Source organism: Vagococcus sp. CY53-2, from assembly GCF_022604695.1.
Lineage (GTDB): Bacteria > Bacillota > Bacilli > Lactobacillales > Vagococcaceae > Vagococcus.
The window spans coordinates 382,992-396,499 of record NZ_JALAHP010000001.1; the positions used below are offsets into that span (position 1 = coordinate 382,992).

The 13,508-nt window shown below is 32.4% G+C and carries 10 protein-coding genes; 1 reads left to right on the forward strand and 9 read right to left on the reverse strand.

The features are described from left to right. Positions 1-27 precede the first annotated feature (27 nt). The 3 genes from MN581_RS01870 to MN581_RS01880 form a co-directional block, all read right to left on the reverse strand. Positions 28-390 carry a TIGR02328 family protein gene (locus MN581_RS01870; RefSeq protein ID WP_241699062.1) on the reverse strand — a complete coding sequence of 121 codons (363 nt, stop codon included), beginning with the start codon at positions 388-390 and terminating at the stop codon, positions 28-30. A 77-nt stretch (positions 391-467) separates the two neighbouring features. Beyond that, positions 468-1,523, reverse strand: a complete 1,056-nt coding sequence (locus tag MN581_RS01875; RefSeq protein ID WP_241699063.1) for a DUF916 and DUF3324 domain-containing protein — start codon at positions 1,521-1,523, stop codon at positions 468-470. Between the two features lie 75 nt (positions 1,524-1,598). Next, positions 1,599-3,926: a WxL domain-containing protein gene (locus tag MN581_RS01880; RefSeq protein WP_241699064.1), complete on the reverse strand. Its 2,328-nt coding sequence runs from the start codon at positions 3,924-3,926 to the stop codon at positions 1,599-1,601. Between the two features lie 320 nt (positions 3,927-4,246). Here MN581_RS01880 and MN581_RS01885 point away from each other — a divergent pair, with 320 nt between their 5' ends. After that, complete coding sequence (locus tag MN581_RS01885) at positions 4,247-4,807, forward strand: GNAT family protein (protein WP_241699065.1); 561 nt, start codon at positions 4,247-4,249, stop codon at positions 4,805-4,807. A gap of 38 nt (positions 4,808-4,845) precedes the next feature. Here MN581_RS01885 and MN581_RS01890 read toward each other — a convergent pair whose 3' ends face one another. The 6 genes from MN581_RS01890 to MN581_RS01915 all read right to left on the reverse strand — a co-directional run bounded on the left by MN581_RS01890 (position 4,846) and on the right by MN581_RS01915 (position 13,401). After that, positions 4,846-7,680, reverse strand: coding sequence for a discoidin domain-containing protein (locus MN581_RS01890; protein WP_241699066.1), 2,835 nt, complete (start codon positions 7,678-7,680; stop codon positions 4,846-4,848). A 168-nt stretch (positions 7,681-7,848) separates the two neighbouring features. Beyond that, positions 7,849-8,790 (reverse strand): 2-dehydropantoate 2-reductase, encoded by a 942-nt coding sequence (locus tag MN581_RS01895; RefSeq protein ID WP_241699067.1) that lies wholly within the window; start codon positions 8,788-8,790, stop codon positions 7,849-7,851. A 410-nt stretch (positions 8,791-9,200) separates the two neighbouring features. Continuing rightward, complete coding sequence (locus tag MN581_RS01900) at positions 9,201-10,250, reverse strand: PTS sugar transporter subunit IIC (protein WP_241699068.1); 1,050 nt, start codon at positions 10,248-10,250, stop codon at positions 9,201-9,203. A 414-nt stretch (positions 10,251-10,664) separates the two neighbouring features. Then, a complete protein-coding gene (locus MN581_RS01905) occupies positions 10,665-12,206 on the reverse strand; it encodes an ABC-F family ATP-binding cassette domain-containing protein (protein WP_241699069.1) in 1,542 nt (513 codons plus the stop codon). Positions 12,207-12,346: 140 nt separating this feature from the next. Beyond that, positions 12,347-12,991, reverse strand: a complete 645-nt coding sequence (locus MN581_RS01910; protein WP_117972845.1) for a trimeric intracellular cation channel family protein — start codon at positions 12,989-12,991, stop codon at positions 12,347-12,349. A 119-nt stretch (positions 12,992-13,110) separates the two neighbouring features. Then, positions 13,111-13,401, reverse strand: coding sequence for a SemiSWEET family transporter (locus MN581_RS01915; RefSeq protein ID WP_117972846.1), 291 nt, complete (start codon positions 13,399-13,401; stop codon positions 13,111-13,113). Positions 13,402-13,508 lie beyond the last annotated feature (107 nt).

Below are 13,508 nucleotides of genomic sequence, written 5' to 3' on the forward strand. Positions count from 1 at the left end.
TGCCGTCATGTGCATTTGATTGTTTTTTTATAAATAAATGTCTTTTTCAGCCAAATTATCTAAACATTCTTTTAAGTAGTCATCATGGTGCTCCGGATAAATTGGGGTTTCTATTGGAACTTCTGGTAACTTTGTATAAGCATCAATTGCTTTCCCTCTATACAAAGGATGTTTCCAAAGTGTATCAGGTTTATAACCTCTGTTTTCCATCTCGTTCATAATCAACCAATGGTATTGCACTAATTTATACGGGCTATGATCAAACACATAATTAACAGTTGAATGTGGTTTTCCCCACCCTTTACCTCTTAGCGCACAACACTCTCTATGCTGACCTAGTAGTTGTTGCCTTGGTAACTTAGGTATTAATACTTCATGCCATAATCTCATATTTACTCTCCTATCAGATTATTTTACTGTTGGTATCCTACCATAAAATAACTAAATTTCAAAAAAATTAGTCTAATTTACTTATTTCTTTTCTTTGCAAACAAAAAGTAACTAACAATCCCTAATACTAGAAGGACATTTAAACTAACTGCTAAAACTAACCATTTATTTAATCCAACCGTTTTATCTGTTACTAAATCATCTAATTCATTTAGTTCCTTAGCTTGTTTTTGATCAATGTTTATTGTATCTGTTAATACCCACTCTAATCGTTCCTGATCTTCTTTATTTAATTCTCCTGTCATCCCACTAACCACTGCTTTATAAAAATACTCTCCATCTTCTAATTTCTTACCATTTAAAAAAGTCGGAAACTCAAAAATTGAATTAGGTGCAATCTGCATTTGCTCTTTTTTGTATTCATAATAAGGCTCGTTACTTCCTTTTTTTGTTAACGTACTCTTAATCGTTACTTGATTTAAATAAGCTGAAGATAAGTTTCTAATAGGTGCCGATACGCTTGTTTTAGTATTCAGTTCCATCGCTTTAACTTTCCCTAACTTTAACTCAGGTTGTGTCTCAATACTGGCTGACTGTTGCATCAACAACGCTAGTACATAAGAAAACTTATTATTAACCGTTGTTTGACTAGATAATTGATTCGATTTAACATTCCCCTCTTCTTCAAAAGAGATACCACTAGCTATAACTCCTGGAATATCTTTATTTGGCATGCTCACTTTAACTGACACTATTTTTTCTTCTTTAGGGGATAAAGTAATTATTTTATCTACTGTTATTTGCTTTGATAAATTTATCGGTAACGTCTCGTCAACTTTATTTTTTGTTGGACTATAATCAATCACACCATTGATATTCGTCGTTGCACTCGCAACAGATGTTTTTAAGACCATTTCTTTTTCTGTATGATTTTTCAATTCAACGCTTAATTGTTGCTTATTTCCTGCTTTTAATTGAATATGAAAATACCCACTTTCTTTATCAATCTGATTAGATGGTAATACTGGTGCTACTGAAAATCCAACTTGATTGGCGTATGTTACAATTGAAAACGACATATTTATCAAAACAAATAATACCATTACATAACCAATTTTTCGTACATTTTTCATCTTCATTCTCCTTAATTAATAAACATAAAAATCGACAGACTAGTGTTTTTCTAGTCTATCGACTAACATTTGACCTTATGTTGTTGGAACCATTGATAATTTATAAGTAATATTTGATTGATACACTGTTTCTTTTGGATTTGCCGTACTTGGAACAGTTAAAATAACAGATGATTGACTAGCATCATTTGCGTTTAATTGACCTATATTATTGTCTTTACTTTGACCATAAGACAATACCCACGTCCCCATTCCTTGACCTTTATTTGCTTTTAAAATAATTTGACTTTGTCCTGGAATTAATTCCATTCCTCCAGATAAAGTAGCATCAGTCGCTTTTAATGGATGCGCTAAATGTTGTGGCATTGTTTTCACATCATAACCATCTTGTAACATATTAGGTGAATTCAATTGACCATTCCCTAATGTTAATTTCGCTCCAGTCAATTCATCATTGGTTGATGATTTAAACTGATTATCTTGTACAATCTGTAATACCCATCCTGATTGTGTTCCGCGTTTATCTGTTACCTGAACATAATTACCACGTAAAGCATCCGTTTCTTTAAATCGTTGAGCAAATGCTCCATAGTTTTTCAACGTTGGCTCAATCGTTGGTTGTCCAAAAGAAAAACTTGACGCATAATCAACCGATAATAATCCACCAGTACCTGGTTTAGTTTCAGTCCCATCAGGATTAAGTGGTGTTTGTGGTTCATTTGGGTTTTCAGGGTCTACTGGTTTTACTGCATCATCTGATTTTTTAAACTGAATTTGCCCAATGACACTATAGTCTAATGTTTTATTCTCCTCTTCTGGTTGAGGTATCGGTGTTTCTGTTGCGCCATTTGAAATAGTGATGCCTTGTGTTAACACATTATTTTTGCCAAGTTTCACTCGGAAATTATACTCTCCTTCAAACTCAACTAAATACTCAACTTCTATACTTGCTGCACCTTTATCATCAGCAGATACAGAGAATTTTTCAGAATATCCTATTTTTTCGCTTAGTGCTTTATCAGCAACTTTTGTTTTCGCCACTTGATTTCCAAGTTCAAATCCATTTTGAGCAGTTGGGGTGTAGACGCCAAATTGATAATCAGATACGACTGAATTTGGTTTTAACCCTTCCATCTTAATAGTTGCTTTATTTATTTTATTTGCTACTGGCTTATCAGTAAAAACAACTGAAGTTGATGGTTGTGCTTGTGCTTTTTCAGCTGAACCAAAACTACCTGGTGCAAATGTTTTAGAATCAAACCATTTATAGTTAGCTTGTGGCGCTGCCCACGGCTCATCTTGAGGTTCAGTTGTCTTTTCTGGTACTTCATAATCATGAATTTTTGTAATACTTGATAGCACAGTACCACTTTCTGTAAATGTTTTATAGGTTTCTTTTTCTGATAACCAGTCAACTAATTGCATCAAAATCTTTTCATCATCAGCTTCTTTAAATCCATCATATGTTTTTTTAGATTTTCCATTTTCTTCTCTTAAATATTTTGGTGATGCATCTTCAACTAAAGATGTGTCACCTAAAAAGGCTGCTTTACCATGATCACGTTTACTAATGGCAACATAAGGTCCTTCTTCAATCCCACCACCATTATAAACTCCTTCATCAACAGCGTGACCCCATTTATTGGCACTTGTTAATCCTTTAGGTGGATAAATCAAACCCTTAGCACGAGTATTATCAGTGATTGCTAAAGTACTTCCAGCATGAAGCCCTATTTTTTTTACGCCTTCTGTAATACCAAATGCATCCTCAATAATCCATTCTTGTGTTTTATTATTAATATTATCAAGTGCATTGTATCTAAAACGAATACCAAATGTGTCACTTAGCCAATCACTACTTTTAACATCTTTCATAGCATCTGAGTTTTTTTCTTCAGTTGTCATGTCTTTTGTCATATCTTGATAAGCACCACGTCGATACCCATTAAACGCTTCGCTTGAATCAATACGGTTTTTATTGCGATCAGCGTTATAATGATCAGCTATATAAAAGACAGCTCCACCTTGGCTAACATAATCAGCTATAGCTTGTTGTTCACCAATTTTGTAAGGAATATTTGCTTCGGGTAAAACAAATACATCATACTCTTCTAAATCTGAGAGCGTAATGGGGGGTGTTTTCCTTAATTCTTTCACAAAATACCCTTTTTCCGATAAAGCGTTTGCAAAATCTGAAAATGCTCCATCTATAACCCAGTCAGCAGCTCCTGCTGTTTGGCCATGTGTGTTATCAAATAATACTTTTTTATTATTATTCGTCACACTTGAAGCGTTAATTTCTGGCGCTTTATCCAGTGCTGTTTCAGCTCCAACTGAAACAGAAAATAGCATTGTGCTCGTCAACACTACCAACAAACGCGAGGTGAACCTAGACTTTCTCATTTTTTTCTCTCCTTTTCTTCATCAGTTATTTTACTGATTAATTAAAGTATAGATTTGAATTGTAAAGTTTATGTAAAAAAAACGTAAACTTTAACAAATAACTCATTTATACCTTAAAAGGTTCGGTTATAAAACGAACATTCTATATTGATAGCGCTATATACATAATAGTTATTCTATTATTAAAGTATATGTTACTTATATCAGTAAAAAACCTTTAAAAATAACTAATGCTTTTTTATTTAACATGCTATAAAAATAATATTCATTGTTTTTTATTTTTATGATATACTTTAAAGAAATGTTAGGACGTGATGTGTTTGCTATATTTTAAATTACCTGTCAATTCGACGATTGCTTTAGTTAAACCTGAATGCCATATGGCTGAAGAATTTTTTCTTCTTGTTAGAAAAAATAAAGAACATTTAGAAACATTTCTCGATTTTGTTGCTTTCACTAATGTCGTAAAAGATAGTGAACATTTCATCGCTCGCTCAATTAAGCAAGAAGCTGAACAAAAAGAGGTTGTTTTATTTATTTTGGATAATACAAAAATTATTGGATGTATTGACCTCCACAATATCAATACAACTCATAAAAAGGCTGAAATTGGCTACTGGCTGGATTATGATTACAATGGGAAAAATATCATGACAGAATGTGTCAAATGTCTAACTGACATTGCTTTTAATAACTTAAAATTAAATAAATTGGTTATAGTTGCTGAAGAGACTAATATAGCAAGCAACCAAGTAGCTAAAAAATCAGGTTTTCATTTTGATGGAGTGGATAGAGAAGATATTTATAGGCAACATCATTTCGTCAATTTAAACCGATATAGTTTACTAAAATCTGAATATCAAAAAGCAAAAAAAGATTAACCCTTTCATTAAAGGTTAATCTTTTTTTGTGTTTACTCTTACATACCCAAAATATCAATACCATAAATTCTGACAGCTGAATCGGCACCTTGACTTGGTTTATCAAGTGTAATTCGAACATACTGTGCTTTAACTGGTGCAAAGGTATCTGTTGTTTCAGCAGCAGCATTACTAATAACACGCTTAACTTGTTTGAACTCTTTTCCATCTTCACTCACTTCGATTTTATAAGCTTTTGAGTTCATATCTGGACTTTCTCCACCTGCTTCTGCATGGAACATGTTTACTTGGCTTACTGTTTTAACAGCACCTAAATCAATTGTAATATCATGTGGTGCTGAGCCAACTGCACACCATTTTGTCTCTAAATTACCGTCTAAAACAAATTGTGGGGATTCACCATCATTGATAAATGATGATGCTTCAACTTGACTGTCTTTTGTCGATAACTTTTCAAGTTCATCTTTGATTTCTTCGCTCACAACAATGAATTTTTCTTGTTCCATCACTGACTCACCAGATTTATTTTTAGCTGTTAATTTAACTTTATAACTTCCTTCTTTCTCAAAGGTTACAACTGGATTTTCTTTAGTACTAGATTTTATGTCACCACCCTCAAATTCCCAAATAAGTTCATCAGCATTATCTGTTGATTGATTAGTAAATGTTACTTCTTTACCTGGTGCAATTAATGTTTGTGATGCTGTAAAGTCGGCTTTTGGCAAACTATTATCAGGCCATTCCAAAACGATTGTTTCTGTCTGTTTTCCTCTTTTACCAAATACATCAACTGGCACAACTTCAAGGGTTGTCTTATTCGATTCTCCTACTCTTTCTAATGCATTGATATAGTGAGTAGTTGATAGTGTTGCACCAATAAAGGAGCGAGACTTATCATCGTTCACTTGATAAATATCATAGTGACTTAGACCATCTGTTTTATCTGATTCCCACGTTAAGCGCACACCAGCAAAATTGCTTTCTTCTTCATCAAATATGGCGTCTTCTATTGTTAACTTTTTAACATCCATCACTGATTTTTCTTCTTTTGGTAACATAGCCAATTCACCCAACTTAAACTCATAATCAGGTGCATCTGATGTTGTTTTCCACTCATAAGAGATATCAGTAATCGTTTTTCCAACTAGTTTATCTGTGTCATAAGTCACTCGTGTCCAATCTTCCTTAATTGCTCCATTTGGACTAAGAACTTGTTTTTTACCATTTTTTAATGTTGCAACCAGATTTAATTCTGTTTCTTCATTGGCTTTAGCCGTTGTAGATATCTTCGTATTTTTATCTATGGTCATATCTGTTCGATATAAATGAATCGTATTGGTGGCATTTTTCTTCATGTTTCCACGATATTTTAGTGAATTCCCTCCGTTATAAGCATCGGCATAGTCAATCGACATGCTCCCTTCATTTCCTTTGCCATGATCAATTTCCCAACGATATGTTGGCATGATATCTTGTAAACTTCGATTGTTCCAATTTCTACTAGAGACTTTTTCCCCATCAATGAAATAATTATAACCATTTCCTAGATTAAAATTCGTTTTAAATGGCACACTAGTAATCGCTGTTTGCTCGATAGAAAATGTCGAAATACCAGGCCATTCGCCCTCTTTTGGTAATACGGCTTGTCTTGGATCTGATTGGGAATTTACCCAAAAAATATTCTCTTTCATTTGGAAATCATCAGGGTTATCTGTTGAAGCGTACGTCCAACTTGGAACATAAAGACCTAACGATGTATAAGGTTTCCCTTTTTCATTCATAAATAAATCCCACTTAACAGGTGTTGAGTAACCATTTTCCTGAACATCAATCCCTGCATAAAGTGAATAAGGATCAATCCCTTCTTTTTGTGCTTTAATATTCGATTCTTTTAATAAATCATCTTTGGCAAATTTTTCCGTATTCCACCAGAAATTTAAAAACATGGAATCAGATAACGGATTCATCTGACTATCAACAAGATACGATTTATTTTCATCTGTTAACGCATTTTGCCAATCCATTTTTCCTTTAGATGTCATCGAATCATACCACATAATATCTAATGTTTCTGGTGCTGTTTCTTTAAATTCTTTGATTAACTCCATCATTAAAGTAGCATGTTCTTTTGTTAAACCATCTTCTGTCGTCTTCTCTGTTTCTTTTCCATCTTTTACATCATCAAAACTAGTCACAAGATTATCTGTTTCTTGATTGATAAACCAGCCATCAAATCCATACGTTTCTGCAACCTCAATCATTTTATCAACTGCAGGAAAATGACCTTTATTATCTTTTTGTAAAAATTCATCTAGCCATTCAATTTTTCCTCCATGCTCTGTTTGTGGGAAAAAGATTGTTCCTAAAACCGGCACGCCATTTTTATGAGAGGCATCAATCACATCTGGACTAGGTGGAACAATAATTCCTTCTCCTGCAGAACCACCCCAATAAACCAACTGATCAATGTATTGCCAATAAGAAAAAACATTGGCATCAAATGTATTAATACCAAACGGGGCGTTACCACTTGTACTGCTATTCATAATCGATAAAGCAACCACTTTCGTTTGTTTATCCTGAATATCATTAGATGGTGTTAATTCTTTTTTATCTACTCGTTTTGCTAACGGAATATTACTGACATTATATTTTGCATCTGGATCTTTAGTAACATCCCACGCTAAAAAATCTTCCGGGAACCAATAAGAAGATTCTGGTTGATTATCCATCCCACGATCTATTTTGCTTGATGGTGTTTCTGAATAGACAAAGTCATTGGCTGATTTACTATTAGAACATCCTGAAACCACTAAACCTGTCGACATTAACATAATAATCATTGATGAGTGTGTCATTCTTTTTTTATGCATTATTTTTCCCCCGAATATTATAATTTTATTCCACTAATATAATAACGCTTACATAAAGAAGTTTTAATGAACAAACTAAATATTTGATTCAACAAACTATATAATATTCAACAAAAAAACACAGTTTAAATTTTATATGTTCACATAAAATTCAAACTGTGATGTTTTTTATTTTGCTCCAACAATTTCTTCTTTGGAATGAATTAATAAAGTTAAAAATTCACAATAAGGTGTTTCTATACCATATTCTTTTCCTTTACGAACAATTGCACCATTGATGTAATCAATTTCTGTTAAACGATTATTAATAACTAAATCTTGATACATTGAAGGATGGTGTAAACCAATTGTCTCTCTATTAAAACAACCATTAATTTGTTCAATAACAGCTTCTTCATCTAAAAAAACATTTTCAACACGAGCAACCGCTAAAAATTCAGAAACAATTTTTTTAATGATTGTATTAGCACTTGATGTATCACCAAAATCTGCCATATTAGAATCTAAAATAGTACAAAGCCCATTCATCGTACCATTTACACATGCTTTTCGATAAATTGACGTTAAAATATCTTGAGATACTCTAGCATTTAGATCTGCATTCGTTAACACGTCAGCTACTTTTTGTGCCACATCTTCTTTACCTTCACCCAAATTTTGTAGATCAATACTTCCGTTACCAAATAAAGTCACTTTACCTGGTCCTTCCATACCAGCTGTCCACATTGTATTTCCAAGCAAAATATTGTCATAATCTACATATTTTTTAATCACATCTTCATGCCCAATACCATTTAACAGGCATAACACGATGGTATCTTTACCTAACATATTATCAAGTGATTGAAGCATGTTATCTAGTTGCATTGCTTTAGTAAATAAAATAACTAAATCAGCTGAAAATTCAACCTCTGACAAGTCATTTTGATTATAAGCTGGGATAAATTCTGTTATTTCTTCTCCATTAAAATTGGCTTTTAATCCATTTTGGTTAATCTCGTCAATGTGTTGTTGCCAACCATCAACTAAAATAACATTTTCTCCTGCTTGTTTTAACATAATACCAAAACGGCTACCCATTGCTCCTGCACCTGCTATTACTATATTCATTTAAACTTCCTCCAACTAAGTATTTACCATTTTTTATAGTACTATTAATATAGAACGTTTACAATATCATCTTTTTGTCTTATGTTTTAAATATTACTTGATAAGACATCCTTTTATCACAATTTTGTAAACAAATCCATATAATATATTGAGTTATCTCCTAATACATTACTGTTAAACCTTTAAAAAGAGCCTACTTTATCCTTATCAACTAACTACATAATGATGCCATCTATATATTAGAAAAAATCATTTTTTTTTAAATATAAACTAGACTTTTTTACATGATGATTGTTTGCAAGTGTTAATCCATAATCTATAAAAAAACGATTCTATCTAATCATTTCTAGTTGAACTTATTGTAATAAAAGTTTTAATACCCCTTAATCCTTCCAAACTATTAAAGGAAACTAACCTTGATAAGCGAACACTATTTTACTGTCATAAAGTTTTAATACTTTTTCAAAAATGAATTTTGACAGAAGTCCTGCTGCAATTGGAACAACAAACCAACATATGATTAATAGAATAATATTTAATCCTGAATCAAGTGAAGCAAGTGGTCCAACTAACCCAACAAGCCCAAAACCAGCTGATTGAGGTATTCCAGAAATATTTAGCAAAGCCACTGGAATAGCAGAAATAATTGCTGTAAATAACACCGGTACTAAAATAATTGGATATTTAAATAAGTTAGGCATCATCATTTTCATCCCACCTAATGCAATGGCTAAAGTTACACCCGATTCATTAGTTTTCCATGAATTAATAACTAATACAATCGTTGTCGCTGCTATTCCCATAGCAGCTGCACCAGCCGATACACCATTTAACCCGATAGCAAGTCCAATCCCTACTGTTGTAATTGGAGAAATAATCAGTGTGGCAAAAGAACAGGCAATTAAAATACTCATCACAATTGGTTGGAAATCAGTAAAATTATTAATTAATTTTCCAATAGCAACTGTAATTTGTGTTACAAATGGATAAGCTATCATACCGATTAAACCGGCACCTACACCTATAACAATTGGCATGGCAATAATTTCAACTGAACCAAATTTACTTCCAATGTATAACATCATCAATACAGCGACCGATGCAGTAATCATAATATTAATAATATCTCCAGTACCTGCACCTACATAAGAGTTGATATCTGTATTAAATTTAATAACACCTGATCCCGCAAAAGCAGCACCTCCAGCAATCATCATTTTTGTTGGAGTTAAACCAAATTGATGAGCAATTAACGCTCCTATGATTAATGGGGTTGCTAATTGAAAAATTAATCCAGCATGAATAATCATTTGTATAATGTCATATTGTGAGAAATATTTTAAAATTGCTCCTAATACCGCGTTTGGAATCAAGGCAATAATTGTACCTTGAGCTGTACCAGCTAAAACCTTATTAAGAAACAGGCGTGGGGTTAATTTTGTTTCTTCTGTTTTTGTCATATCAAAAACTCCTATTAATATTATTTTTATAGTTTGGGAAAAATTTCACTTACTTAAATAAATAATGAGACCTCCTGATTATCTCAAGAAATCTATCTTTATCCATAACGTTTGGTAGGTTAAACTAAACCCAATAACTATTTGATTCAGATGAAAAATTTATTTTAACATCTTTTAAACAAGCCCTAATTTGTTAACCATCCAGAATTCTGTAATCAATTGATAGACATAAGTTTATCATATTCGTAGTTTGAAATCTACTATCTTTTTTATACAATATATTTTGTTTATTAGATATTTTTTGATATTATTGTATCTTTTATTCTTAACTTATATTGACTATTTTAGTTTTCTGCTAAACCGTTTGCTTTTTTGAAAACAAAAAAAGACCTCGATTTCTCGAGGTCTTACGTTTTACATCATTTTTCCTAACGCAACATCATAAACTTGATCTACTAAGTCTTCCAAAAAGTCCATTTCGTGAGAAACAAGTAACACAGTTCCTTCAAATTGATTCAGTGTTTCTTTTAATGCATCTTTGCTTTGTTGATCCAAATGGTTTGTTGGTTCATCAAGTACTAATAAGTTACTCTTAATTAAAGTCAAATGACACAATTTCACTTTACACTGCTCTCCCCCACTAAGTTGGGATAACGGTTTACTCATGTTATCATCATTAATGCCACTTTTAGAAAGAACTCTACGCACTTCTTTATTAGATAGTTTTGGATGAACAACTTGTAACCAATCAATTGCTGACTGGTTTGGGTGTTCCCAATTTAAATCTTGTGAAAAGTAATTAATCTTCACGTCACGACTAATTTCAATCGTTCCCGATAGCTTATCTATCTCACCGATTAACGTTTTTAATAAGGTTGATTTACCAATCCCATTAAATCCTTTAATCGCAATTTTCTCACCCTTATGAAGTCTGAAATTAATGTCTTCTAATAAAGGAAACTCATATCCTACTGATAAATCATTTGTTTCAAGAACTAAATGACTATGACTCATTTCATACGGAAATTCAAATTTACCTGGTTTACCACTTGGTGGCGCAGCTAGTCTATCAATTTTATTTAATTGTTTCTCACGACTTTTGGCCATATTCGAACGACTTCCGGCTTTGTACTTTCTTACATAAGCTTCCAATTTATCAATTTCTTTTTGTTGTTTTTCATAATCTCTTTGATGTTGTTCTGCTTTTGCTTGTTTTTGTTTCATTGCAGCTTCTAGATTACCATTGTATTTCGTCAACGTATGGTAATCAATATCACAAATACATGTCGTTACTTTGTTTAAAAAGTCTCTATCATGAGAAATTACGATATAGGTACTATCTAATTGATTTAAATAATCTGATAGCCAGTCAATATGTGAAACATCTAGGTAGTTTGTCGGCTCATCTAGTAAAAAGACGTCTGCTTTTTCTAGTAATAATTTTGCCAAACTAACTTTCGAACGTTGTCCACCACTTAACTTAGCCACTTCTTTATCTAAACCAATTGCAGTCAATCCTAGTCCATTTGCAACTTGTTCGATTTGTGTTTCTATTGAATAAAAGTCACTGGCTTCAAGTTTTTCTTGTTTTTTCCCAATTGTTTCAAGCAACTCATCATCATACGTTGTGGCATATTCTTCATACATCTCTTGGATGTCATCACTCATTTTATATAAATGACTAAATGCTTGCTTTAAATAATCAAACATTGTGTCACCTTCACTATAGGTTAATTGTTGCTCCAAATAAGAAATCGTGATGTTATTTTGCCAAACAATTCGACCTTCATCAGGCATAATCTCACCCTGAATCATTTTTAATAAAGTTGATTTTCCTGCCCCATTTTTTCCTGTTAAACCAAGATGTTCACCCTTATTTAAACGAAGTGATCCATTTTCATAAAGCATCTTATCTGGTAATTCATACTTTAAGTCATCAATCTCTAAAATACTCACTTTTGACTCTCCTTTTTACTAAAATCATCATAAAAAAAGAAAACAATTGAAAAATCAATCAATTGTTTTCAACTTAACACTTAATGATTCTATATAACGTCTTTAGTCTATATTATCTGTAAAATATATCACGCAACGTTTTATAAGTCAATTTTTAGAGTTGGGTGGCTATTGTCATCATCATGTTTATTAAATTTAGACTTCGGTAAATTCCAATCATATGTTAACCCAACAACTCTTAGTAACACTGTTACCACAATGATAAAAAGATATACTAATGAGTGCGTTGGACGATAAACATAAAGAGCGATTGCTATTAAAATCGACCAGCTACCATATATTTCAGCACATAAGACACTTGGTTTTTTTCCGGCAAGAAGATCTCGTATTAATCCTCCTCCTGTACCTGTCAATAACGCCGCCATAATAACAGGACCTATATGACCATTAATTCCTAATCCATACAAAGCCCCTTGAATACTAAATGCCGCTAGCCCGATTGCATCAGAAATAAGTTCTAACATTTTCATTGATGATAGCCTTTTCGGAAATAAATAAACAATGCCAATTGTTGCAAATGACACATAAAACAGTGTTGTCTGACTCCAAAAAATATCCATTGATAATCCTAAAATCAAATTTCTTAAAGCACCGCCACCAAATGCCGTGACAAATCCTAATACTGCAATCCCTAATAAATCATATTTTTCTTCTATGGCAACAAGTGCTCCAGAAAACGAAAAAGCAATCGTCCCAATGATACTTGTAATCTCTAAAATATCCATTGATCCAACCCCCTGAAACAATATAATACTACTTAAGTCATAAACTCTTCCATATTATAACTATTTCAAGGCAAATTTACGTCAATTTTCAAATTTTTTGGTTTAATAATCATTTTTTACTACAAAGCAGTTAAAAAAGTAATTATCCCAAAAATGACTCCCGGAAAATTTGCTAGTACAATCGGCCAATCTCGTGGCATTTTTTTAAATCCGTACATCACCCAAAGTGAGCAGTTAATTGCTGCAACTAAGGGTTGAACAGGACTACCTTTATCTCCAGCTAAATTATTACTTATTTGTGGAATGTACGATACATACATTAGAATTGCTGTAATGGTTGCAATCCAACTGATATACTTAATAAATGTGGTTTCAGACTGATTTGTTTTGGCAGATTTATTGTCTCCCATGTTTTTTCCTCCTATACGAAGCTCTTCTTATATAGTAGGATAACACACTTTAAAAAATAGGTTAATTAATAGCTATTAAAAAAACTATTAGCCAGTACAGACTAATA